The organism is Nonomuraea thailandensis (assembly GCF_024172165.1).
GTDB classification, from domain to species: Bacteria; Actinomycetota; Actinomycetes; order Streptosporangiales; family Streptosporangiaceae; genus Nonomuraea; species Nonomuraea thailandensis.
The window spans coordinates 9841449-9864114 of sequence record NZ_JAMZEB010000002.1 but is presented as its reverse complement, the minus strand read 5'-3'; the positions used below and the strand labels follow the sequence as shown (position 1 = coordinate 9864114).

Genomic DNA, 22666 nt, shown 5'->3' with positions numbered 1-22666 from the left:
ATGATGAAATCTCAGGTGATTTGGGCCTCCCCCGAGCGGGAAATGATCTCGTTCACGGTTTCCTCCACGCTCTGGCGCGAGGTGTCCAGCCACAGGCCGAGGCGTGGCGTCTCGTGCCGCAATGCCGCGTCGAGCTGGGCAATCGTCCAGCCCCCGGCGTAACCGGACTTGGCGCGGGCCGCCTCGCGGCGCGCCACCTCGCCGGCGCCGGGGACCAGGACGATCACGTGCAAGGGACGCGTGGCGACCAACGTCGTGAACAACGGCAAATCCGCACCGAGAATGACATCTTGAACTATTGGTGTGAATCCGGCGTCGAAATACATATCCGCCGTGTTGGCCGCGATTCGGTAACGGAGATGGAGTTGCCGCACCGCCTCACCGGTCAATTCCGGGGTCATGTCCGCGCGCCCGCCGACCACCATGCGGCGGAACGTGTCGCCGCGCACGTGGGCCGAGCGGGGCAGCCGCTCGGCCAGGGCCTGGGCCACGGTGGACTTCCCGGCCGCCGAGATCCCCGTGATCAGGACGGCACCCTTCAAGCGCCCACCAGCTTGCGCACCCGGCCGGCGCCCACGGCCATCAGGAGCGTGGGCAGCCTGGGGCCGGTGTCGGAGCCGACGAGCAGGCGGTAGAGCAGGGTGAAGAAGGCCCGCTGCGCCGTCTTCATCTCGGGCGTGGGCTTGGCGTCCACCGGCAGCCCGGCCTGGAGCTTGGGCACGCCGTACACGAGCGCCGTCAGCCCCTCCAGCGTCCAGTCGTCGAGGCCGTCGGCCAGCAGCCGCAGCGCCTCGTGCTCGGCCGGCTCCAGCGAGTCGAGCAGCTCCTGGTCGGGCGACTCCCGCACGCGGGTGCGCTGGTCGGCGGGCAGGTGCAGCTCGACCCAGCGCTGCGCCCGGCCGAGGCGGGGGCCGGCCTCCTCCAGCGTCTCGACGCCGTCGAGGTCGCGCAGGATGCGCAGGGTCTGCTCGGGGTGGCCGGTCGTGATGTCCACGACGGAGGCCAGCGTGCGGTAGGCGACCGGGTGCGGCGTGGCGGGCAGCGGGCCGGCGGCCGTGCTCACCGCGCGGTTGTGGGCGGCCAGCTCGGCGGGCTGGGCCTGCCCGGCGGCGACCTTGCGGCCCAGGGAGTCCCACTCGTCGTAGAGGCGCTGGATCTCCTGGTCGAAGGCGATCTTGAAGGACTGGGCCGGCTTGCGGCGGGCGTACAGCCAGCGCAGCAGCGGCGCCTCCATGATCTCCAGCGCGTCGGCCGGGATCGGCACGCCGCCCTTGGAGCTGCTCATCTTGGCCATGCCGGTGATGCCGACGAACGCGTACATGGGGCCGATCGGCTGCTGCCCGCCGAACACCTCGCCCACGAGCTGGCCGCCCACGATCCACGCCGAGCCGGGAGAGTGGTGGTCGACCCCGGACGGCTCGAAGATCACGCCCTCGTACGCCCAGCGCATCGGCCAGTCGACCTTCCACACCAGCTTGCCGCGGTCGTGCTCGGCCAGGCGCACGGTCTCGCCGAAGCCGCACTCGCAGGTGTAGGCCAGCTCGGTCGTCTCGTCGTCGTAGTTGGTGACCGTGGTCAGGTCGCGCCCGCACAGGTCGCAGTACGGCTTGTACGGGAAGTAGTCGTCGGCCGCCGGCTCCGCCTCCGGGCCCTGCTTGAGGCGGTAGCGCGACAGCACGGCGTCGATCCTGGCCCGCTCGCGCACGGCCGTCAGGATCTGCTCGCGGTAGACCCCGGAGGTGTACTGCTCGGTCTGGCTGATGGGGTCGTACTCGACGCCCAGCTCCGCCAGGGCGGTGACCAGCGGGGCCTTGAAGTGCTCGGCCCAGTTGGCGTACGAACTGCCGGGCGGGGCGGGCACCGAGGTCAGTGGCTTGCCGATGTGCTCGGCCCACGACGGGTCGATGCCCGCGGGCACCCTGCGGAAGCGGTCGTAGTCGTCCCACGACAGCAGGTGCCGGCACTCCAGGCCGCGCCGCCTGATCTCGTCGGCGACCAGGTGAGGTGTCATCACCTCGCGCAGGTTGCCCAGGTGGATCGGGCCCGACGGGCTCAGCCCGGAGGCGCAGACGATCGTTTTGCCCGGGGCACGTCGCTCCGCCTCGGAGATCACCTCGTCCGCGAACCTGGAGACCCAGTCGGTCTCGGCACTGTCAGCCATCGCGCCATTCTTGCGGGTCCGCGGGATTCAAGCCAACGCGTCACCGGTCATCGGGGTCCTGCGGCCCGACGCGTGGGTCGGAGAAGACGTCCACGAGATGGGCGGGGACCCGCCCGGCTGCGAGGTCGTCGATCAGCCGGCGGGCCGCCTCCTCGGTGACGCGCAGCACCCGCAGCCCGGGTACGACCGCCACCAGGCCGTAACCGGCGTCGGCGTCCTCGTCGGCCAGGCCGAGCAGGCGCAACGCGTCGGCGAGGGTGGCCTCGGGCGGCAGCCGCACCTGGATCATGGCCATGTCAGGCGGCGCGGTTGCGGTTCTGCCTGCCCAGCGCGGCCAGGATGGCGGGCGGGTCGATGACGCCGTAGCCGTAGTCGTGGTCGAAGCCGACCGTGCTGCGGTCGTCGGCGGTGCGGTGCAGCAGCGTGCGGAGCTGCGCGGGCGACAGCTCGGCCGCGGAGCGGTGCGTGCGCACGGCGGCCACCACGCCGGCGGCCACGGGGCAGGCGGTGGACGTGCCGGTGTCGGCGGCGCCGACCGCCTCGGAGCCGGCGAAGTGCGTGTACGCGCACAGGTCGGGCTTGCGCTCCGACAGCCGCCCCGGCCCCTGCGAGGAGTAGCCGACGCGCTCGCCCCGCGTGTCGACGCCGCCGACGGACAACACGCGCGGGTGGGAGTTGGCGCCCGCGATCGACCGGTCGGGGAAGCCGCATCGCCGGTCGGGGCACTCGCGCCCGCAGTTGCCCGCGGAGAACAGGATGTCGGCGCCCGCCTCCTCCAGGCTGCCGACGATCAGGTTGAACGGGTGCGCCGGGTTGTCGGAGTAGTTGCCCGGATGGCCGGGCGGGAAGTCCATGTCGGGCGAGAACAGGCCCCAGCTGTTGGAGACCACCAGGGACCTGGAGTCGGCGGGCATGGCCTGCAGCACGGCGCGCAGGTGGGAGTAGGCGGCCACCGCGTCGGACAGCAGCCCGTCGGCGGTCGGGCCCGGCCTGCGGCTGAGCAGGACCGGGATGTCGAGCAGGGTCGCCTTGGGCGCGGCGATCAGCGTGTCGAAGGCGCACATGGAGCCGTGGTCGACGGGGTAGCGGCCGGGCGTCTTGTCGACGCCGGGCGGGCTCCAGCTCCGGTCGGCGTCGATGGTCACGTCGTGGCCGATGCGGGCGGCGACGTGGTCGGCGTTGATGCCGGTGTCGACGATCGCGATGGCCACGCCCTCGCCGTCGTGGCCGGCGGACCACAGGTCGTAGGCGTGCAGCAGCCGCCTGACCTCCTCCCAGTCGCCGACGGGCCCGCTGTCACCGCAGGTCGGATGGGACTGGATCGTGGGATCGGCGAACACGCCCGCCACCTCGCGCACCGAGGAGGACAGCAACGAGCTGCGCGTGGTGAGCTCGGCGTCGGAGATCTCGCCGCGGACGAGCACGGAGGCGTCTTCGGGCGCCATCGAGAACTGCGCCCGCTGGTGCGGGGACAGCGGCGCGCCATGGGCGGAGACCGGCCTGGGCACGGCCACGGGGGTGAACGCCCGGTCGAGGAGGACTCCGGGCAGCTCGGCGACGACGTCGGAGACCGCGCTGCGGACACCGGGGTCGATCACGGACGCGACGACTTCGGGGGCCGGGCGGAGCTGGATCAGGACGCGCATGGGTTCCCCTTCGGAGTGCTGTTACGAAACGATTACTCAACGTAACAGTGCCCCGTCCGGCAGGTGGTGACTCCTTTGTGTAAGGATGATGTAACTTTCCGTGGGCGGCGGCGGTCCGCCGCCCACGGCGTCAGGACAGCGTGGCCGCGTACGGGTCCCAGCCCGCGGGCAGCGGCTCGGGGGCCGCCGTCGTGGAGGCGATGGGCCTGAACTCCGCCTGCTCGCCCGACTCGGTGATCGCCGACATGAGCTCCAGCACGTGGAAGGCCAGCTCGCCCGACGCGCGGTGCGGCGTGCCCGCGCGGATCGACCTGGCCATGTCGAGCACGCCGATGCCGCGCCCCGCCGTGGTGCCCGCCAGCGGCAGCTCCCGCCAGTCGGCGTCACCCGGCCCGCGGACCAGCAGCGGGCCGTCGAACGTGTTGGGGTCCGGCAGCGACAGGGCGCCCTCGGTGCCGATGACCTCGATCATCCGGCGGTTCACCGCGGAGTCGAAGCTGAAGGTGGCCGACGCCGTGGCCGAGCCGGGGAAGTCCAGCAGGGCGTTGACGTGGGTGGGCACCTCCACCGGGAACAGGGTGCCCGCCTTGGGCCCGGAGCCGATGACCCGCTGGTCGCGGGCCCTGCGCGTGCCGGCCGCCACGCGGGCGACCGGGCCGAGCAGCGACACCAGGGCGGTCAGGTAGTAGGGGCCCAGGTCGAACAGCGGGCCGCCGCCGAGCGCGTACAGGAACTCCGGGCTGGGGTGCCAGGATTCCGGGCCCAGGCTCTGCGTGGCGGCCGCGACGGCGACCGGCTCGCCGATCGAGCCCGAGCGCAGGGCGCGCACGGCGGACTGCAGCCCGGCGCCGAGGAAGGTGTCGGGCGCGCCGCCCACCCGCAGCCCGCGGCTCCCGGCCTCGGCCATGACCTTCGCGGCCTCGTCCAGGTTCATGGCCAGGGGCTTCTCGCCGTACACGTGCTTGCCGGCGCGCAGCGACTCCAGCGCGACGGACGCGTGCGCGGCCGGGATCGTGAGGTTGACGACGAGCTCCACCTCGGCCAGGGAGAGCACGGCGCCGAGGGTGCCGGACACCCGTACGTCGTGCTCCCTGGCCACGGCGGCGGCCCGGTCGGTGTCGAGGTCGGCGACGGCGACCACGCGCACGTCGGGGAAGGCGTTGAGGTTGCGGAGGTATTGGCCGCTGATGACTCCGGCGCCGACGATGGCGACGCCGACCGGGCCGTTGCTCAAGAGCTCTCCAGGGAGGTGAGGTAGGCGTGGCTGTCCGCGAGGGCGGCGAAGACGTCGGTCGCGCACTCGTCGAGCTCGACGATGCGCCACGCGCCGGGGGCGGCGGCGAGGATCCCGGGCACCGGCATCACGCCCGCGCCCACCGCGACGTGCGGCTCGCCCTTGACCCCCGGGCCGTCCTTGACGTGCAGCGCCTCGATCCGCTCCGACAGGCGGCCGAGCAGGGCGGGCACGTCGGCGCCGCCCACGGCCGCCCAGTAGGTGTCGATCTCCAGGAACACCTGCGGGGCGAGCAGGTCGGCCAGCACCTCGATGGCGTGCCGGCCGTCCACCCGCGGCTCGATCTCCCACCAGTGGTTGTGGTAGCCGATCCGCATCCCGTACGCGGCGGCCTGCTCGCCGAGGGTGTTGAGCAGGTCGGCCGTGCGCGCCAGGCCGTCGCGGGTGGTGAACTCCTCCTCGGCGATGCCGCCGGGGATGATCACCTTGTCGGTCCCGACCGTGGCGATCGCGTCGAAGACCTGCGCGGGCTCCTGGCTGAGCAGCGCGTACGCGTGCGTGCTCGACACCGTGAGCCCGAGGTCGTCGGCGACCCGGCGGAAGCCCTCCGGGTCTGCCGTGGGGTCGTAGGGCTCGACGGCCCGGTATCCGATCTCCGCGATCCGCCTCAGCACGGAGTCGCGGTCGGCGGCCAACTCGTCTCTGACGGTGTAGAGCTGGACACTGATCGGTCGGGTCATCCGCGTACCCCCATGAGGTGCTCGAGCGCGAGCTGGTTGAGCCGGGTGAAGTGGAAGCCGCGGGCGGCGGCCGCCTCGACGTCGAAGTCGTCCTTGGCCAGGTCCTGCCAGGTCTCGCCGGCGGCCAGCGTGGGCTGGGCCAGCTCGTCCACGCGGGAGTTGCGCAGGGCCTCCTGGACCTCGGGGTCGGCGCGGAAGACGCGCGACTTCTCCTTGAGGATCAGGTACGTGCGCATGTTCGCCGCCGCCGAGTCCCACACGTCCTGGGGGTCGTCGGTGCGCAGCGGCTTGTAGTCGAAGACGAGCGGGCCGTCGTAGCCGTGCGTCTCCAGCAGGTCCACCAGGAAGAACGCGCTCTTCAGGTCGCCGTGGCCGAAGATCAGGTCCTGGTCGTACTTGGGGCCGTGCTGGCCGTTGAGGTCGATGTGGAAGAGCTTGCCGTGCCACAGGGCCTGGGCGATGCCGTGCACGAAGTTGAGCCCGGCCATCTGCTCGTGGCCGACCTCGGGGTTGACGCCCACCATCTCGGGGTGCTCCAGCTCGTTGATCAGGGCCAGGGCGTGGCCGATCGTGGGCAGGAGGATGTCGCCGCGGGGCTCGTTCGGCTTGGGCTCGATGGCGAAGCGGATGTCGTAGCCCTTGTCGATGACGTACTGGCAGACCAGGTCGAGGGCCTCCTTGTAGCGGTCCATCGCGGCCTTGACGTCCTTGGCGGCGTCGGACTCGGCGCCCTCGCGCCCGCCCCAGCACACGTACGTCTTCGCGCCGAGCGAGGCGGCCAGGTCGAGGTTGCGCATGACCTTGCGCAGGGCGTAGCGGCGAACGTCGCGGTCGTTGCTGGTGAAGGCGCCGTCCTTGAACACCGGGTGGGTGAACAGGTTCGTGGTGGCCGCGGGGACCTTCATGCCGGTCTCGTCCAGGGCCTTCCTGAAGGCGGCGATGGCCTTGTCCCGGTCGGGCTCGACGGCGAGCAGGTCGTCGTCGTGGAAGCTGACGCCGTGGGCGCCCAGCTCGGCCAGGCGGTGCACGGTCTCCACCGGGTCGAGCGCGGGGCGGGAGGCGTCGCCGAACGGGTCGCGGGCCTGCCAGCCCACGGTCCAGAGGCCGAAGGCGAAGCGGTCGTCAGGGGTCGGGGTGAAAGCGGTCATTTCCATCCTTCGCGGGCTTTAGTCCATAATCTGTATTAATCCTGAGGAGGTGGGCATGGTGTCGTCAAGAGGGGTCCGGCATGATTCCATGCGCGCCCGTAACCTGGCCGTAGTCCTGGCGACCATCCACCGGTCAGGACCTCACACCCGCGCGGCGCTGGCTGAGAGGACCGGGCTCACCAAGACCACCGTATCCAGCCTGGTCGCGGACCTGCTGGAAGCGGGCGTGGTGGCCGAGGGCGGCGCCGTGCGCGGCGGCGAGCGGGGGCGGCCCGGCGTGGCGGTCGGCCTGAGCGGGCACCGGGTGGCCGCGCTCGGGCTGGAGATCAACATCGACTACCTGGCGGCGTGCGTGGTGGACCTCACGCGTACCGTGCGGCTGCGGCGCGTCAGGCCGGCCGACAACCGCAACTCCGACCCCGCCGCGATCCTGGAGGGGCTGCGGGCCCTGGTCAAGGAGATCACGGCCGAGGCCGAGGAGGCGGGGCTGCGGGTCATCGGCGCGGCGCTCGCCGTGCCGGGCACGGTGGAGGGCGGGGTGCTGCGCAGCGCGCCGCACCTCGGCTGGCGGGATGTGCGCGTGGCGGGCCTGATGGACCTGCCCGGCGAGCTCGGCCACTTCGAGATGGACAACGAGGCCAACCTGGCGGCGCTCGGCGAGTTGTGGTTCGGCGCGCGGGAGCCCGACTTCCTCTACGTGTCGGGGGAGATCGGCATCGGCGCCGGCCTGGTGGTGCGGGGGAGCCTGTTCAGGGGCACGTTCGGGCTGGCCGGCGAGCTGGGGCACGTGGTCGTCGTGCCGGACGGGCCCGCGTGCCGGTGCGGTGGGCGGGGTTGCCTGGAGGTGTACGCGGGCCAGGACGCGCTGCTCGGCGAGCTGGCCTCGGTCGGCGACCTGGTCGCGCGGCTGGAGTCGGGCGACAGGGAGGCGGAGCAGGCGTGCGAGCGGGCCGGGCACGCGCTCGGCGTGGCGCTCACCTCGGCCGTGCACCTGCTCGACCCGGGCCGGATCGTGCTCGGCGGGATCTTCGCGCCGCTGTTCCGCTGGCTGGAGGGGCCGGTGTCGGAGGGGCTGGGGGCCAGGCTGGGGCAGATGCGGGGCAGGCCGCCCGCGCTCGTGGTCTCGGGGACGGGCGGTGAGGCGGCCGTGCTCGGGGCGGCCGGGCTGATCATCCAGCAGATCCTCGCCGAGCCCGCCCAGTTGCTAGGGCTCTAAGTGGACATTCCGTACTATGTCGGGATGAAGATCGAGGAGCGGGCCGCCTCGGACCGCGAGCTCGCCGCCCTGCTCGACGCGGCCTTCGCCGAGCTGGTCGCCCGGTACGGGCCCGAGGGGCGCTCGCAGGTGAAGGAGGGCGCCAGATACCTGGTGGCCTCGGTGGACGGCCAGGCCGTCGGATGCGGCGCCGTGCAGCCGGTGGACGCCGTCACCGGCGAGCTGAAGCGCATGTACGTGGTGCCGGGGCAGCGCGGGCGCGGGATCGCCACCTCCCTCCTGTCGGCCCTGGAGGATCTGGCCAGGAGCCTCGGCTACGAGCGGCTGCGGCTGGCGACCGGGCTGCGCCAGCCCGAGGCCATCGCCCTGTACGAGCGGTGCGCGTACACGCTGACCGAGCCGTACGGCGGCTACGTGGACGCCCCGCTGACCCGCTGCTACGCCAAGGCGCTGGCGCGGTAGGCGCCGGCGACCACCACGCGGGGGCGATCGCCCTCGCGCTGGAGGAGCCGGCGCCCTCGCGCGGCCCGGCTACGCCCTGGAGCTGAGGGCGAGGACCTTGACGTCGGGAACGGCGGGGCTGGTGAACGAGACCGCTTCGCGGGCCGGGTCGGCCGGCACCGAGACGCGCCAGATGCTCACCTTGCGGCCGTCGGCGGTGCCGTTGACGTTGTAGCGGGTGTTCGCCGTGAGCGCCGCCTCCTCGCCGAAGCGCGGCGCCGCGGCCGCCCAGTCGGTCACCCTGAGCGGCGCGGTGGACGTCGTCCCGTCCGCGTAGGTGATCGTGAGCTCGGTCTGCTGGTCGCCGTTCACGGCCGTGACCAGCAGGTCGAGCGCCTGGTAGCGGCCCGGCGTGAGGTGGGTGCGCTGGCCGCGCAGGCTGTGGAAGTTGCCCGCCGTGCCCTTGGTGTCCGGGATCACGAAGCCCTCGTGCGGGCCGGGGGCGGGGAGCTGCTCCGCGGGGAAGCTCCAGCCCTTGCCGTCCAGGTTGCCCTGGGCCCTGGCGTCGGTGGAGGCCACGCCGTCCACGTCGTACTGGAGCCGCTGGGCGCAGGCGGCTCCGACGGGCTCGCACGCGGCGGGCAGGTTCGGGACCGGGGTCCGCGCGGCGGGCACGTGGTCCACGGGCAGGTCGGCGTCGGCGGTGGCCCACTGCCGGTTCGCGGTGGCGCCGACGTTCACGACGACCTCGCCGCCGCGGTTCAGCAGCGACTCGGGCAGCCAGGACCTGGTGTACGCCCTGCCGTCGACCTTCACGTCCTGGACGTAGATCGCGTCGGGACCGGCCTGCGGGGCCGTCACCGTGATCGTGCGGCCGTCGCCGCGCTTGATCCACGCCTTCGGGAACATGGGGCTGGACAGCAGCATCTCGGCGCGGCTCGGCGTCTGCGGGTACATGCCGAGCGCGGCGAAGACGTACCAGGCGGACATGGTGCCCAGGTCGTCGTTGCCCGGCAGGCCGCTGGGGCCCGTCCTGTAGACCAGGGACGCCATCGCGCGCACCGTCTCCTGGGTCTTCCACGGCTGGCCGAGCGCGTTGTAGAGCCACGGGACGTGGATGCCCGGCTCGTTCGTCGGGTCGTAGCGGAAGCCGTCGCCGCCGGTCGCCCACGAGCCGTCGGCTCGGTGGAAGAAGGCGTCGAGCCTCTTCGCCGCCTGCTCCCTGCCGCCCATGGCGGCGGCCAGCCCCGACACGTCGTGCTGGACCATCCAGGTGTAGGTGGCGCTGGTGCCCTGGGCGAAGCCGGCGTCCGAGGTCGGCGAGAACGGCCACAGCCAGCTCCCGTCGGCCTTGCGGGCCTGCTGGTAGCCGCCCTCCACACCGGCGGACGGGTTGAACGTGTTGCGCCACCAGCTCGCCCTGGGCAGCAGCTCGGCGCGCTCCCTGTCGCGGCCGATGCGCCCCGCCCAGTCCGCGAGCGCGAAGTCGGCCGTGGCGTCCTCCAGGGTCTCGGCGGCGCCGCCCCAGCAGTGGCAGGTGTCCTGGGGTGCGTACCCCAGGCGCAGGTACTCGGCCAGGTTCGGGCGCTGGCCCTCGCACTGGCCCGGGCAGCCCTTGTCGGACAGGCCGGACTCGTGCGGCACGGTGGCCTGCCTGTAGAGCGAGTCGAAGGCGCCGCGCACGTCGAAGTTGCGCACGCCGAGCGCGTGGAAGCCGGCCAGGGCGGGAGCCGACGGGTCGCCGGTCATGACGTGGGTGGGGCCGTTGACGTGCACCCAGCGGTCCCAGACGCCGCCGTTCTGCCGGGCCAGGTTGTACAGCGACTGGGCGTAGTCGCCGGCGACCTCGGGTTCGAGCAGGGCCAGGAGCTGGGTGTGGGCGCGGTACTGGTCCCAGCCGGAGAAGTTGCCGTACTGGACCCGCTGGCCCCGCGCCAGGCGGTGCACCTTCCGGTCGCTGCCCAGGTAGGTGCCCGCCACGTCGCTGGTGACGTTGGGCTGGAGGTAGGAGTGGTACATCGCGGTGTAGAACGTGGTGAGCTGGTCGGCCGAGCCGCCCGCCACCTCGATCGAGCGCAGGCTGTCGTTCCAGGCGCGGCGGGCCCTGGCCGCCACGGACGCCACGTCGTCGCGGCGGGAGATCTCCCTGGCCAGGTTCTGCCTGGCCGCGTCCAGGCTGGTGTAGGAGATGCCGACCTTCATGCGGACGTCGGCGTCCGCGGTGGTGTCGAAGCTGACGTACCCGCCGGAGCCCCTGCCCGCGCGGTCGGCGCCGGTGGCGTAGCCCTCGCCGCCGGAGGCCGTGGTGGTGTCCTTGCGCAGCTCGCCGTTCACCCACGTGCCGGTGCCGGAGAAGGCCCGGTCGAAGGTGGCGGCGAAGTGCAGGCGGTAGTAGCTCTTGCGGTTGTTCACGCCTCCGTTGGCGCGGCGGCCGCAGAACGCGCCGGTCAGGACGGAGCCGGTGACCGTACGGGTGGCGGGGTCGATCGTGATCTCGGCGTCCTCGCTGCCGTTCAGCGAGTTCGACACGCGGAAGAGCAGATTGGCCTGCTTGTCCCGGGGGAAGGTGAACTCGCCGACGCCCGCGCGGGTGGTGACCGACAGGTCCGTCTTGACGCCGGAGCCGAGGGTGACCGTGTAGCGGCCCGGCTGGGCGCTCTCAGCGGCGTGGCTGAACGTGCTCGCGTAGACAGCGTCGGTGGTGTCCGCGGTCGGGGACGAGGCGACCTCGCCGGCGAACGGCATGATCGGCACGTCTCCGGCGGCTCCCGGATGGCAGCCGGCGCCGTTGACGTGCGTGAGCGCGAAGCCGCGTACGCGGGGGGTGTTGTAGGAGTAGCCGTTCGCGCCGGCGGCGTTGGTCTGGTCGCCGGCCGTGTTGGTGGGGCTCCAGGAGATCATCCCGAACGGCAGGACGGCCCCTGGATAGGTGTTGCCGCCTCCGGCCGAGCCGACCAGCGGATCGACGTGGGCGGCGGGGTCGGTGACCTTGCCGGGGATGAGAGGGGATGCTGCTGTGGCGGGGACGGCGACGATGGTGCTGATTAAGGCGCCGGTGATCGCCGTGGCGAGCCACGAACGGGGAGAGAACACCTCGAGATCACACTGCCTCACCCTAACCGGGCCATGAACGCGTGAGTAAGCCCAGAAAAATCTCCGGCGGGATGTCGAGGACGCCCTGCCGGTGCCGTACGACGCGCCGGGCAACCGGCTCTGATCAGGGCCAGCAATCCGGGGACCGCTCGCCCGCCGCCACGACGGCCGCGCCGTCGAGCTCGACGATCGTCAGCCCGATGCCTCCCAGCGGCCACTCGACGGCGAACTCGAAGGGCTCGGGAGGTGGCAGCGGCCACAACCAGAGCCGGACCCCGGACTGCAGGGAGCCGGTCCTGATGTCACCGGCCGGCGTCAGCATCAGCATCGGGCCCTGCGGGTCGCTGCCGCGTTCGTCGAGCGTGGCGAGCTTCGTCCCGTCGGCGTAGCGGACGCCGAAGCGCAGCAGCCGCTCGGGCGCCAGGTCCCGCGTTCGCCCCTGGGAGGTCGGGATCAGACCGTGGTCCGCAGCGGGCCCCCGTTGTAGGCGATCGCGTCCGCCGCGGCCGCCACGATGTCGACCTCGCCCTCCGTGGCGGCCCTGTGCAGGTTCAGCACCAGCCGCTCCGGATCCCCCCACCCGGCGAACTCGCCCAGGTCGGCCTGCCGTGCGGCCTCCAGCGGGCTGAGCCCCCGAGCCGCCTCCTTCTGCACGAACCGGAAGTAGCGCTCCTGCTCGGCCAGCACGTACGGCAGCGCCCGCGCGTCCACCAGCGGCCCGTGACCGGGCACGACCAGCTCGGGCGCGAACGCCGCCAGCCAGTCCAGCGCCCGCAGCGACCCCTCCACCGACCCGCTGAGCGCCAGCGGCGTGACGCCGTTGAAGAGCAGGTCCCCCGCGAACAGCACGCGCTCCTCCGGCAGCCACGCGACCACGTCCCCCGCGGAGTGCGCGACGAAGCCGGGATGGCGCAGCTCGACGCGGCGGTCGCCGGTGTGCAGCGTCACCTCCGACCTGAACACCACCGACGGCGGCCGTCGCGAGACGTTCCCCCAGTCGGGCACCGGCGCCCAGAACGGCGGCGCGCCGTCGATGATGATGTCCGAGAGCACGCCCTCGCGGGTGCTCTCGTGCCCGACGATCACCGTGTCCGCGGGCAGCAGGCTGTTGCCGTGCGTGTGGTCGCCGTGCTCGTGGGTGTTGACGGCCGCCCGGACGGGCGCGCCGTGCGTGCGGGTGGCCAGCTTCATCAGGAAGCGGCGGGTGCGCCGCTCGCCGGCGCAGGTGTCGATCACCACGGTGCCGCCGGAGCCGGTGACCGCGCCCGCGTTGTTGACCCACCAGGTCCAGTCCGGCTGGACCCAGGCGTAGACCCCCGGGACGAGCTCGTGCAGCACCGCGTCGTCGATCCCGCTCATCATGCGTCCGGTCCTTTCGGGAGGGTGCGCCTCGATGGTGCTCAAGCGGGGTTCAGTACCGGTCGAGCCCCGGTAGATCCGGTCTGTGCGGAAATACCTGGAAGTCGCCGGGCGGCGGGGGCAGTATGCGTACGGGGGCCGTGGCTCGTTCGCTCGCGCGAAAGGGAGACACGCATGGAGCTCCGCATTCTCGGCCCGCTGGAGGCGCTGCGGGACGGCAGGGCGCTCGACCTCGGCGCTGCCAAGCAACAGGTGATCCTCGGCGTGCTGCTGCTGCACGCCAACCAGGTGGTGTCGGCCGGGCGGCTGGTGGACGAGGTGTGGGGCGAGTCGCCGCCGCCGAGCGCGCCCAAGGTCGTGCAGGGGTACGTCTCCGGGCTGCGCCGCGTCCTCGGCGGGGACGCGATCCTCACCCGAGGAGGCGGCTACCTGGCCGTGGCGCCTCCTGGCACGCTCGACGCCGAGCGTTTCGAGCGGCTCGCCGGGCAGGGCACGGCGGCGGATCCCGCGCGGGCGGTGGAGCTCTTCCGCCGGGCGCTGTCGTTGTGGCGGGGTGAGGCGCTGGCCGGGCTGGCGTTCCGGGCCTCGGCGGCCGGCGAGGTCGAGCGGCTGACCGAGCAGCGGATCGGCGTGGTCGAGGAGCTGATGGAGGCGGAGCTGGCCCTGGGGGGCGGGGCCGCGCTCGTGCCTGCGTTGCGGGAGCTGGTGGCGGCGCATCCGTACAGGGAGCGGCCGCGGGCGCAGCTCATGCTCGCCCTCTACCGGTCGGGGCGGCAGGCCGAGGCGCTGGCCGTCTACCGCGACACCCGCCGCCTGCTGGCCGCGGAGCTCGGCCTGGAGCCCGGGCCTGAGCTGCGGCGGATGGAACGCCAGGTGCTCGCCCAGGCGGCGGAGCTCGCCCCGGGACCCCAGGCGGCGGAGCTCGCCCCGGGACCCCAGGCGGGCTTGCCGGAGTCGCGCACGCCGAGCCCGGCGGCCTTGGCGGAGCCCCACGCCGAGCATCCGCCCGTGCCTGCGCCGGATTCAGGGCGACCTGCGATGGTTTCACGGGAAACCGACGAGCCGGCGGCGGGGACCAGGCGGCTGGTCACCGTCCTCGCGGCCAACGCGGCCAGCACCGCCGCCCTCGACCCCGAGCTGCTCCACCACGTGCTGGACACCCACACCCGCACCTGCGCCGACGTGGTCACCCGGCACGGCGGCAGCGTGCAGCGACCGCCGGGCCGGCCGATGACGGGCGTGTTCGGGCTGCGCGAGGTGCGCGAGGACGACGCGCCGCGGGCCGTCCGCGCCGCCGTCGAGCTGCGCGACGCGCTCCGGGCCTGGCAGGCGGACGTGCGACGCGACCACGGCGTCACCCTGCCGGTACGGCTCGGCGTCGAGTCGGGCGAGGCGTACGTGCCGGACGGCTCCCCGGCCACCGGGCACGTGTTCGACGCCGCGAGCCTGCTCCAGCAGGCGGCCCCGGACGGCGGCATCCTGCTCGGCGACCGCGCCCGCGCCCTGACCCGCACGCTGGCCACGACGGAGCCGCACGCCGCGGTGGCCGGCGCGCCCGCGTGGCTGCTGCGCGGCCTCCGGCCGGACCAGCCGCCGCTGGGGGAGTCGCCGGCCCCGTTCGTGGGCCGCCACCAGGAGCTGCACCAGCTCAGGCAGGCCCTGCACGCGGCCGTCGCGCGGCGGGCCTGCCGCCTGGTGACCGTGCTCGGGCCGCCGGGCATCGGCAAGTCCCGGCTGACCGCCCGCCTGCTGGAGGAGGACACGGTCGAGGTCTCGGTCGCGATCGTGCGCTGCGCCTCGTACGGCACGGGGGCGGAGCTGTCGCAGCTCGTCCGGCAGGTGCCGGCGGGGGACCGGCGCGAGCAGCGCAGCCGCCGGAGCCGGAATCCCGCGGGAGGCGACGACGAGGCGGCCGAGGAGGAGCGCAGCCGGATCCTGAGCGCGGCGGGGCGGCCCCTGCGGGCCGACGAGACGTTCTGGGCCGTGCGCAGGCTGCTCGAACGCGCCGCCGGCCGGCGCCCGCTCATCGTCGTGATCGACGACGCCCACCATGCGCCGCCCGAGCTGCTGGACCTGCTCGACTACCTCGTCGCCTGCTCCACCGGCGCGCCCATCCTGCTGCTGTGCCTGTCGCGCGAGCGGCGCCCCTCCTGGCCGGACGCGGTGGTGCTCGGGCCGCTGTCGGAGCAGGAGTCGTACAAGCTGGCGGAGAACGCGGCGAAGGGCGCCCTCGACCAGCGCGCGGTCGAGGCCGTCGTGCGCGTCGCGGAGGGCAACCCGTTCTTTCTGGAGCAGCTCGTCGCGGCCCGAGAGGAGACGGGCACGGCCGCGCTGCCCATGACCGTCCAGGCGGTGCTCGCCGCCCGCATCGACCACCTCGACCCCGGCGAGCGAACCCTGCTCCAGTACGCCTCCGTGGAGGGCGCCACCTTCCACTGGGGTGCGGTCGCCGCGCTGGTGCGGGACGGCGCCCGCGCGGCCCTCATGTCCCTCCTGCGCAAGAACCTCGTCAGGGCCGACACCCCGGAGTTCGCCGACGAGGACGCCTTCCGCTTCTCCCACGCCCTCATCGGCGAGGTCGCCTACGACAGCCTGCCCAAGCGCACCCGCGCCGACCTGCACGAGCGGCTCGCGGGCTGGCTGGCGGGCAAGCCCGGCGCGCAGCCGGCCGCGATCGGACACCACCTGGAGGCGTGCGTGCGGCTGCGCGGCGAGCTGGGCCTGTCGGGCGAGCGGGAGCGCACGCTGGCCGCCGAGGCCGCCGCGCACCTGGCCACCGCCGCCCCCGCCGCGCTGCTGCGCGGGGACGTGGCGGCGGGCGCCGGGCTGTGGCGCCGCGCGGTCACGCTCATGCCGCGCGGCGACCCCGGGCGCGCGGCGCTGCTGCCCAGGCTGGGCGCGGCGCTGCACGAGGCGGGCCGGTTCGAGGAGGCGCACGAGGTGCTGGCGGAGGCGAGCTCGCTCGGCGACCCGAGGGTGGCGGCGCTCGCCGAGGTCGAGCGGGAGCGCCTACGCCTGCAGGCCGGCACCGGCTGGGCCCTGGCCGACGCGCGGCGGGTGGCCGACCGGGCCCTGCGCGTGCTGCGCGGCGACGACCGCGGCCTGTGCAGGGCGTGGTGCCTGCGGGCCTCCATCGACTGGACCGAGGGACGGGCCGCCGCCGCGGACGAGTCGTGGCGGCACGCGGAGCGGCATGCCGTGCTCGCGGGCGACGACCGGGAGCTGTACGAGATCCTCGGCTGGCGGGCGTCGGCGGCGGCGTTCGGCCCCATGCCGGTGGCCACGGCGCTCGACCTGTGCGAGCGCAGCCGCGCCCGGGTCGCGGCCAGCCCGGCGGCGATGGCCGTCATCCTGCATCCGGCCGGCCTGCTGCTGGCGATGCGCGGCGAGTTCGGCCGGGCCCGCGAGAGCCTGCGCCGGGCCGACGAGATCCTCGGCGAGCTCGGCCGGCTGCAGTCGGCCGTCTCCCACCACGAGGCCATGATCGAGCTGCTGGCCGGCCGGCCCGCGGAGGCCGAGTCGCTGCTGCGGGAAGGCTACGAGCGGCTGTCGGAGCTCGGTGAGCGCACGCTGCTGGCGACCACGGCGGCGATGCTGGCCCGCGCGCTGCACCTGCGGGGCCGCGACGCGGAGGCCGAGCACGCGTGCCAGGTCAGCGCCCGCAACGCCGGCGACGAGGACGTGCCCACGCAGGTCATGTGGCGCGGGGTCCAGGCCGGCGTCCTGGCCGCCCGCGGCCACGCCGGGGCCGTGGACATGGCCCGCGACGCCGTACGGCTGGCCCAGCGCACGGACCTGTCGCCCATCATCGCGGACGCCCTGTTCGACCTCGCAGTGGTCCTGTACGCCTCGGGCGCGCGCGAGCAGGCTTGTACCGAGGCCCGCAGGAGCAGGGCCCTGCACGAACGCAAGGGGAACGTCGTGTCGGCCGAGCACGTGCGCGACTGGCTCGCGGCACGGTCATCGAGCGATTGAAAGAGCCATTCCATGTCCCTGTCTCAGATAATCAAGGTCCTGGTCTCGGACGACGAGGTGACGATCGTCGGCAGGCACACACCGTCGCCGGAGCACGAGGGCAGCACCGTGCACTACTACTACGTGGTCGGCAAGGACGGCGCCGCGCTCGTCCGCGGCGCCGCCGACGCGGTCCTGCCGCGCAGCGTGCCCCCGGACCCGGCTCCCGAGACCTCCTGGGTCGCGCCGCCCCGGCCCCGGCCGCAGGAGCTCAAGGAGGGGATGACCGTGCTCGCCACCGCGCTCGGCGTGATCGAGACCGAGAATCCGCCCGGCTTCCACACCCTCCTGTGGAGCCAGGAGCTGCCGGTCACCGCCATGGAGGGCTGACGGGCGAAGGCGCTGCTCAAGCTGAGCTCCTCCTGGCGGCGGGTCCGGGTAGGGGTCAGCCGTTTTCGTGCCGCGCCTCGGCATAGGCCAGCACGTGGTCGCGCAGCATGACCGCCGCCCGCGGGTCGTCCCGCTCGAACGCCGCCACCAAGGGCTCGTGGTCGGCGGCGTTCTCCAGGGCGTGCGTCCTGAGCAGGCGGATCGACAGGTGCGTCCACACCTCGATGCCCAGCGACTCCCACACCGACAGCAGCACCTCGTTCCCGGCGGCGCGGACGATCTCGCGGTGGAAGGCGACGGCGTGGCGCACCTGGTCGGCCAGGGTGCCGCCGGCCGCCTCGTGCAGGCGCTCCAGGTGGCCGCGCAGGGCCGCCACGGGCGGGCGGCGCAGGCGTACGGCCGTCTCCTCCAGGCCCGCCCGCACCACGTAGACCTCGCGCAGATCCGCCTGCGTGAGCTCGCGCACCCGCGCGCCCTTGTTGGGGGAGAACTCGATCAGGCGCAGCGCCGCCAGCTCGCGCAGCGCCTCGCGCACCGGAGCCTGGCTGACGCCCGCCTCGGCCGCGACCTGCCGCTCCACGATGCGGTCGCCCGGCCCCCACCGGCCGCCGATCAGACCGTCGAGCAGGGTCTGGCGGATCTGGTCGCGAAGCGGCGAACGCACGACGGGTTTCATTTCCCCAGACTACAGAACATCGGATGATCGATCATAGGGTGTTTAATGGAAGCATGGAGAAAGACCTGGATCCGCAGGAGACCGCCGAGTGGCTCGAGTCGCTGGAGGCGGTGCGGCGGGCGGCCGGCCCCGAACGGGCCGACTACCTGTTGAGGAGGCTCGCCACGAGCAGCCGCCCCATCAACACGGTTCCGACGGCCGAGGAGCCTCCCTACCCGGGTGACCTCGCGCTGGAGGAGCGCATCTCGGCCTACGACCGCTGGAACGCGGCCGTCATGATCACCCGGGGCAGCAAGCACGGCCTCGGCGGTCACCTGGCCACCTACGCCTCGGCCGCCTGGCTGTACGAGGTCGGTTTCAACCACTTCTTCAGCGGCGAGCACGACCAGATCTACTTCCAGGGTCACGCCTCGCCGGGCATCTACGCCCGCGCCTTCCTGGAGGGCAGGCTGAGCGAGGCGCAGCTCGACCTGTTCAGACGCGAGCCCGAGGGCGGGCTGCCGTCGTACCCGCATCCGCGCTCCATGCCGGACTTCTGGCAGTTCCCCACGGTGTCCATGGGGCTGGGCCCGCTCAACGCGGTCTACCAGGCGCGGTTCAACCGCTACCTGCACGATCGCGGCATCAAGGACACCTCGCGCAGCCACGTGTGGGCCTTCCTCGGCGACGGCGAGATGGACGAGCCCGAGTCCACCGCCGCGCTCACCCTGGCCGCCCGCGAGGGGCTCGACAACCTCACCTTCGTGGTCAACTGCAATCTCCAGCGGCTCGACGGGCCGGTGCGCGGCAACACGAGCATCGTCCAGGAGCTGGAGGGCGTCTTCAGGGGCGCGGGCTGGCACGTGGTCAAGGCGCTGTGGGGCCACGACTGGGACGGCCTGCTCGGCTCGGACGAGCTGGTGACGCGGCTGGGACAGGTGCCCGACGGGCAGTTCCAGACGTTCGCCGCCTCGACCGGCGGCTACATCAGGGAGCACCTGTTCCAGGGGCTGGACGTGCCGTACCCGGACGAGGAGCTGCGGCGCATCGTGGGCGGGTCGCGGGCGGGCCACGAGCCGCGCAAGGTGTACGCCGCCTACCAGCGGGCGCTCGCCAACCGGGGCGCGCCCACCGTCGTCCTCGTGCAGACCGTCAAGGGCTGGATGCTCGGCTCGGGCATCGAGGCGCGCAACGCCAACCACCAGATGAAGAAGCTCACCCAGGACGAGTTCCGGGTCCTGCGCGACCGGCTCCGGCTGCCGGTGCCGGACGAGGCGCTGGAGGGCGAGCTGCCGCCGTACGCGCACCCGGGGCCCGACTCCCCGGAGGCCCGTTACGCGGCCGAGCGGCGACGCGCCCTGGGCGGCTCGGTGCCGCGCCGCACGTTCGTCCCCCGGCCGCTGCCCGAGCCGGGCGAGCGGGCGTTCCGCGCGCTGGAGAAGGGCTCGGCCCAGCCGGTGGCCACGACCATGGCGCTGGTGCGGCTCGTCAAGGACCTGATGAAGGAGCCGGAGACCGGGCGCAGGTGGGTGCCGATCGTGCCGGACGAGGCCAGGACGTTCGGCATGGAGTCGCTGTTCCCCACGGCCAAGATCTACTCCCCGCTGGGCCAGCGCTACGAGGCCGTGGACAGGGAGCTGCTGCTGGCCTACAAGGAGGCCACCGACGGGCAGCTCCTCATCGAGGGCATCACGGAGGCCGGGTCGATGGCCTCCTTCGCCGCCGCCGCGTCCAGCTACGCCACGCACGGCGAGCCCATGATCCCGCTCTACATCTTCTACGCGATGTTCGGCTTCCAGCGGACCGGCGACCAGATGTGGGCGCTGGCGGACCAGCTCGGCCGCGGCTTCCTCGTCGGGGCCACCGCGGGCCGCACCACGATGACCGGCGAGGGGCTCCAGCACGCCGACGGGCACTCCCAGCTCCTGGCCTCGGCCAACCCGGCCTGCCTCGCCTACGACCCCGCCTTCGCGTACGAGGTGGGCACGATCGTCCACGACGGTCTCAGGCGCATGTACGGCCCGTCCCCCGAGGACGTGTTCTACTACCTGACCGTCTACAACGAGCCGATGCCCCAGCCCGCCATGCCGGAGGGCGTCGAGGAGGGCATCCTGCGCGGCATCTACCGCTACGCGGAGGGCGGCGGCCAGGCGCACCTGCTGGCCAGCGGCACCGCCGTCCACTGGGCGCTGGCGGCGCAGCGGCTGCTGCAGGAGGACTACGGGCTGGGCGTGGACGTCTGGTCGGTCACCTCGTGGAGCGAGCTGCGGCGCGACGCCATGACCTCCTCCGGCGTGCCGTACCTCCGGCAGGCCCTGGCCGGGGCGCAGGGGCCGGTGATCGCGGTCAGCGACTGGATGCGCGCCGTCCCCGACCAGATCCGCCCGTGGATCGACCAGCCGTGGACCTCGCTGGGCACCGACGGGTTCGGGCTGTCCGGCACCCGCGAGTCCGTACGCAGGCACTTCGGCGTCGATCCGCGCTCGATCGCCGACGCCGTGTTCAAGGCCGTCGAGGAGCAGGCCAGGCACTGATCAGTCGAGACAGAACTCGTTGCCCTCGGGGTCGGCCATGATGATGTGACCGGCCCCGAGCGGAGGAGCGGGCTCCTGGCGATGGAGCACGCTCGCGCCGTGGCCGACGAGCCGCTCCGCCTCCGCCTCCAGGGCCGCCATCCGCGCCTCGCCACCGAGGCCAGGAGCGGCCCGCACGTCGAGGTGCACGCGGTTCTTGACCTGCTTGCCTTCGGGCACCCGCTGGAAGAACAGCCGCGGCCCCGCGCGCTCCGGGTCGATCACCGCCGAGGCGTCGTTGCGGCGCTCGGGCGGCACGCCCATCGCCTCCAGGGCCTGCTCCCACGACTCGAAGCCCGGGGGCGGGTCGTCCAGCCGGTAGCCGAGCGCCTCGGCCCAGAACGCGGCCAGCTTGGCGGGGTCGGCGCAGTCGAAGGTGATCTGAACCTCGCGGGCCATCTCAGCTCGCCTCCCGCCGGGTGTGCAGGTAGAGGTCGCGCAGCAGGCACACCTCGGACAGGTGGTGGATCAGCTCGCGGTTGATGTGCAGCACCAGCGCCGACATCGGGTGCTCGGCGTACGGTCCCTCCGCCTCGCCGCAGGGGCGGGCCAGGCCGTCCTCGCCGAGCGACTCGACCCCGGCCAGCCACGCGGCGTACTCCGTGTCGAGCTGGGCCAGCGCCTCGGCCGCCGTGGCGGCGTACTCGAACGAGTGGTAGTCGGTGTGCTCGCGGCCGAAGTGGGAGGCGTTGCGCATCGCGAGCACGCCGACGATCACGTGCCCGAGCCGCCAGGAGATCGTCGTGAACGGCGCCGGGTCGGGCGGCGGCACGGCGAAGTCGATGGTCATCGCGCCGGTCCCGCCCTGTACGGGCGCGACGCCGGTGCCGCGCGGCCGCACGTTCCAGCAACCGGGGGCCGGCTCCCAGAAGTACTCGTCGTCGGTGAGCCCGTCGAGCCGCTTGCGTAGCTGGTGGGCCCAGTGCCAGTCGATCTGCTCGCGGAGCAGGGAGTTCCAGGTCATGGGTCCAGCATGGAGTGAATAGCGGACAGGAACGGTCCGTGTTCTGTGGAACGATGAGCGCATGACCGCCGAGGGGACGACCGAACGGGTCCTGCGCCTGCTCTCGCTGCTGCAGCGCCGGCTGTCCTGGACCGCCACCGAGCTCGCCGACGAGCTCGGAGTCACCGACCGCTCGGTGCGCCGCGACGTGGAGCGCCTGCGCGCGCTCGGCTACCCCGTGCACGCGACGGCGGGCGTCGGGGGCGGCTACCAGCTCGGCGCCGGCACCCGGCTGCCGCCGCTGCTCCTCGACGACGAGGAGGCGATCGCGACGGCGGTGTCGCTGCGGCTGGCGTCCGGCGGCACGGTGGCCGGGGCGGGCGAGGCGGCGCTGCGCGCGCTGACAAAGCTCGACCAGGTGATGCCGCCCCGGCTGCGCGCCGAGGTGCGGGCGGTGCACGGCGCCACCGACACCCTGGTCGGGTCAGGCGTCGAGATCGACGCCGAGCTGCTGGTGACGCTGGCGCGGGCGTGCCGCGACGCCGTGCGGGTGCGGTTCCTGTACGCCTCGGTGCGCGGCGGGGAGGAGCGCGAGCGGACGGTCGAGCCGGTGCGGATGGTCGCCACCAGCCGGCGGTGGTACCTGATGGCCTACGACGTCGATCGCGACGACTGGCGCACCTTCCGGCTCGACCGCATGCGCGAGGTGGGGGCGACGACCTGGCGCTTCCGGCCCAGGGAGCATCCCGACCCGGTGGCCTTCGTCCAGCGGGGCGTGACCGAGGCGCCGTACCGGTATCTCGCCCGCGTGCGGCTGCGCGCCCGCCCCGAGCAGGTGCGGGAGCTGGTGCCGCCGCAGGTGGGGCGGGTGGAGGACGACCGCGACGGGTGGTGCGTCCTGGTCTCCGGGGGAGACGACCTGGGATGGATCGCCATGCACGTGGCGCGGATGGGCTTCGAGGCGGAGATCCTGGATCCGCCGGAGCTGCGGGAGGCCGCCGCCCGGCTGGCCCGCAGCCTCGCGGCCCTGGCCGGGGCCGGGTGACCGGCGGCGCGGGTGGCGGGCGCGGACCGGAGCCGGACGCACGCGGAGCCGGATCGGGACATGGACCG

Annotated in this window: 19 protein-coding genes; 6 read left to right on the top strand and 13 right to left on the bottom strand. The window is 73.4% G+C overall.

Translation table 11 applies throughout. The features are described 5' to 3' along the window. Window positions 1–11: 11 nt before the first annotated feature. The 7 genes from HD597_RS49415 to xylA form a co-directional block, all read right to left on the bottom strand. On the bottom strand, window positions 12–542 hold the full coding sequence (locus tag HD597_RS49415; RefSeq protein WP_253754120.1) for an AAA family ATPase: 531 nt from the start codon (window positions 540–542) through the stop codon (window positions 12–14). After that, entirely contained in the window at window positions 539–2161 is a 1623-nt protein-coding gene (lysS, locus tag HD597_RS49410; RefSeq protein WP_253754117.1) for a lysine--tRNA ligase, read from the bottom strand. Before lysS ends, HD597_RS49415 begins: the two co-directional genes overlap by 4 nt. A gap of 40 nt (window positions 2162–2201) precedes the next feature. Next, on the bottom strand, window positions 2202–2456 hold the full coding sequence (locus tag HD597_RS49405) for a hypothetical protein (protein ID WP_253754114.1): 255 nt from the start codon (window positions 2454–2456) through the stop codon (window positions 2202–2204). 1 nt (window position 2457) lies between these two features. Further along, the gene (locus HD597_RS49400; RefSeq protein WP_253754112.1) at window positions 2458–3807 is read right to left on the bottom strand and encodes a S8 family serine peptidase; all 1350 of its coding nucleotides are present in this window, start codon (window positions 3805–3807) and stop codon (window positions 2458–2460) included. Between the two features lie 130 nt (window positions 3808–3937). Beyond that, window positions 3938–5041, bottom strand: a complete 1104-nt coding sequence (locus HD597_RS49395) for a Gfo/Idh/MocA family protein (RefSeq protein WP_253754110.1) — start codon at window positions 5039–5041, stop codon at window positions 3938–3940. Further along, a complete protein-coding gene (locus tag HD597_RS49390; RefSeq protein ID WP_253754108.1) occupies window positions 5038–5781 on the bottom strand; it encodes a sugar phosphate isomerase/epimerase family protein in 744 nt (247 codons plus the stop codon). The genes HD597_RS49395 and HD597_RS49390 overlap by 4 nt, the downstream gene beginning before the upstream one ends. Further along, window positions 5778–6929 (bottom strand): xylose isomerase, encoded by a 1152-nt coding sequence (gene xylA / locus HD597_RS49385; RefSeq protein ID WP_253754106.1) that lies wholly within the window; start codon window positions 6927–6929, stop codon window positions 5778–5780. Before xylA ends, HD597_RS49390 begins: the two co-directional genes overlap by 4 nt. Window positions 6930–7017: 88 nt before the next feature. Here xylA and HD597_RS49380 point away from each other — a divergent pair, with 88 nt between their 5' ends. Both HD597_RS49380 and HD597_RS49375 read left to right on the top strand, forming a co-directional pair. Further along, window positions 7018–8145 (top strand): ROK family transcriptional regulator, encoded by a 1128-nt coding sequence (locus tag HD597_RS49380; protein WP_253754103.1) that lies wholly within the window; start codon window positions 7018–7020, stop codon window positions 8143–8145. Between the two features lie 24 nt (window positions 8146–8169). Next, window positions 8170–8607, top strand: a complete 438-nt coding sequence (locus tag HD597_RS49375) for a GNAT family N-acetyltransferase (RefSeq protein WP_253754101.1) — start codon at window positions 8170–8172, stop codon at window positions 8605–8607. A 69-nt stretch (window positions 8608–8676) separates the two neighbouring features. Here HD597_RS49375 and HD597_RS49370 read toward each other — a convergent pair whose 3' ends face one another. The 3 genes from HD597_RS49370 to HD597_RS49360 all read right to left on the bottom strand — a co-directional run bounded on the left by HD597_RS49370 (window position 8677) and on the right by HD597_RS49360 (window position 13041). Beyond that, window positions 8677–11679 (bottom strand): GH92 family glycosyl hydrolase, encoded by a 3003-nt coding sequence (locus HD597_RS49370; protein ID WP_253754098.1) that lies wholly within the window; start codon window positions 11677–11679, stop codon window positions 8677–8679. A gap of 124 nt (window positions 11680–11803) precedes the next feature. Further along, window positions 11804–12007 carry a hypothetical protein gene (locus HD597_RS49365; RefSeq protein WP_253754095.1) on the bottom strand — a complete coding sequence of 68 codons (204 nt, stop codon included), beginning with the start codon at window positions 12005–12007 and terminating at the stop codon, window positions 11804–11806. A gap of 125 nt (window positions 12008–12132) precedes the next feature. Continuing rightward, window positions 12133–13041, bottom strand: a complete 909-nt coding sequence (locus HD597_RS49360; protein ID WP_372513579.1) for an MBL fold metallo-hydrolase — start codon at window positions 13039–13041, stop codon at window positions 12133–12135. A 171-nt stretch (window positions 13042–13212) separates the two neighbouring features. On the opposite strand from HD597_RS49360, the gene HD597_RS49355 reads away from it, so the two are divergent. Further along, window positions 13213–17013 carry an ATP-binding protein gene (locus HD597_RS49355; protein ID WP_253754093.1) on the top strand — a complete coding sequence of 1267 codons (3801 nt, stop codon included), beginning with the start codon at window positions 13213–13215 and terminating at the stop codon, window positions 17011–17013. A gap of 12 nt (window positions 17014–17025) precedes the next feature. Further along, window positions 17026–17382 (top strand): hypothetical protein, encoded by a 357-nt coding sequence (locus HD597_RS49350; RefSeq protein WP_253754091.1) that lies wholly within the window; start codon window positions 17026–17028, stop codon window positions 17380–17382. A gap of 55 nt (window positions 17383–17437) precedes the next feature. On the opposite strand, the gene HD597_RS49345 is transcribed toward HD597_RS49350, so the two are convergent. Further along, window positions 17438–18058, bottom strand: coding sequence for a GntR family transcriptional regulator (locus HD597_RS49345; protein ID WP_253754088.1), 621 nt, complete (start codon window positions 18056–18058; stop codon window positions 17438–17440). A 53-nt stretch (window positions 18059–18111) separates the two neighbouring features. Here HD597_RS49345 and aceE point away from each other — a divergent pair, with 53 nt between their 5' ends. Further along, window positions 18112–20571, top strand: a complete 2460-nt coding sequence (aceE, locus tag HD597_RS49340; protein WP_345694531.1) for a pyruvate dehydrogenase (acetyl-transferring), homodimeric type — start codon at window positions 18112–18114, stop codon at window positions 20569–20571. On the opposite strand, the gene HD597_RS49335 is transcribed toward aceE, so the two are convergent. Then, window positions 20572–21009 (bottom strand): VOC family protein, encoded by a 438-nt coding sequence (locus HD597_RS49335; protein ID WP_253754086.1) that lies wholly within the window; start codon window positions 21007–21009, stop codon window positions 20572–20574. It lies immediately after the preceding gene. A gap of 1 nt (window position 21010) precedes the next feature. Beyond that, window positions 21011–21574: a DinB family protein gene (locus HD597_RS49330; RefSeq protein ID WP_253754084.1), complete on the bottom strand. Its 564-nt coding sequence runs from the start codon at window positions 21572–21574 to the stop codon at window positions 21011–21013. A 61-nt stretch (window positions 21575–21635) separates the two neighbouring features. Here HD597_RS49330 and HD597_RS49325 point away from each other — a divergent pair, with 61 nt between their 5' ends. Further along, on the top strand, window positions 21636–22598 hold the full coding sequence (locus HD597_RS49325) for a helix-turn-helix transcriptional regulator (protein WP_253754082.1): 963 nt from the start codon (window positions 21636–21638) through the stop codon (window positions 22596–22598). Window positions 22599–22666 lie beyond the last annotated feature (68 nt).

Excerpts from the sequence above, each read along its gene's own strand:
- lysS (WP_253754117.1), bottom strand. The coding sequence starts at position 2,161 with ATGGCTGACAGTGCCGAGACCGACTGGGTCTCCAGGTTCGCGGACGAG.
- HD597_RS49405 (WP_253754114.1), bottom strand. The coding sequence starts at position 2,456 with ATGGCCATGATCCAGGTGCGGCTGCCGCCCGAGGCCACCCTCGCCGAC.
- HD597_RS49400 (WP_253754112.1), bottom strand. The coding sequence starts at position 3,807 with ATGCGCGTCCTGATCCAGCTCCGCCCGGCCCCCGAAGTCGTCGCGTCC.
- HD597_RS49390 (WP_253754108.1), bottom strand. The coding sequence starts at position 5,781 with ATGACCCGACCGATCAGTGTCCAGCTCTACACCGTCAGAGACGAGTTG.
- xylA (WP_253754106.1), bottom strand. The coding sequence starts at position 6,929 with ATGACCGCTTTCACCCCGACCCCTGACGACCGCTTCGCCTTCGGCCTC.
- HD597_RS49380 (WP_253754103.1), top strand. The coding sequence starts at position 7,018 with ATGCGCGCCCGTAACCTGGCCGTAGTCCTGGCGACCATCCACCGGTCA.
- HD597_RS49375 (WP_253754101.1), top strand. The coding sequence starts at position 8,170 with ATGAAGATCGAGGAGCGGGCCGCCTCGGACCGCGAGCTCGCCGCCCTG.
- HD597_RS49365 (WP_253754095.1), bottom strand. The coding sequence starts at position 12,007 with ATGCTGATGCTGACGCCGGCCGGTGACATCAGGACCGGCTCCCTGCAG.
- HD597_RS49360 (WP_372513579.1), bottom strand. The coding sequence starts at position 13,041 with ATGATGAGCGGGATCGACGACGCGGTGCTGCACGAGCTCGTCCCGGGG.
- HD597_RS49355 (WP_253754093.1), top strand. The coding sequence starts at position 13,213 with ATGGAGCTCCGCATTCTCGGCCCGCTGGAGGCGCTGCGGGACGGCAGG.
- HD597_RS49350 (WP_253754091.1), top strand. The coding sequence starts at position 17,026 with ATGTCCCTGTCTCAGATAATCAAGGTCCTGGTCTCGGACGACGAGGTG.
- HD597_RS49345 (WP_253754088.1), bottom strand. The coding sequence starts at position 18,058 with ATGAAACCCGTCGTGCGTTCGCCGCTTCGCGACCAGATCCGCCAGACC.
- aceE (WP_345694531.1), top strand. The coding sequence starts at position 18,112 with ATGGAGAAAGACCTGGATCCGCAGGAGACCGCCGAGTGGCTCGAGTCG.
- HD597_RS49335 (WP_253754086.1), bottom strand. The coding sequence starts at position 21,009 with ATGGCCCGCGAGGTTCAGATCACCTTCGACTGCGCCGACCCCGCCAAG.
- HD597_RS49330 (WP_253754084.1), bottom strand. The coding sequence starts at position 21,574 with ATGACCTGGAACTCCCTGCTCCGCGAGCAGATCGACTGGCACTGGGCC.
- HD597_RS49325 (WP_253754082.1), top strand. The coding sequence starts at position 21,636 with ATGACCGCCGAGGGGACGACCGAACGGGTCCTGCGCCTGCTCTCGCTG.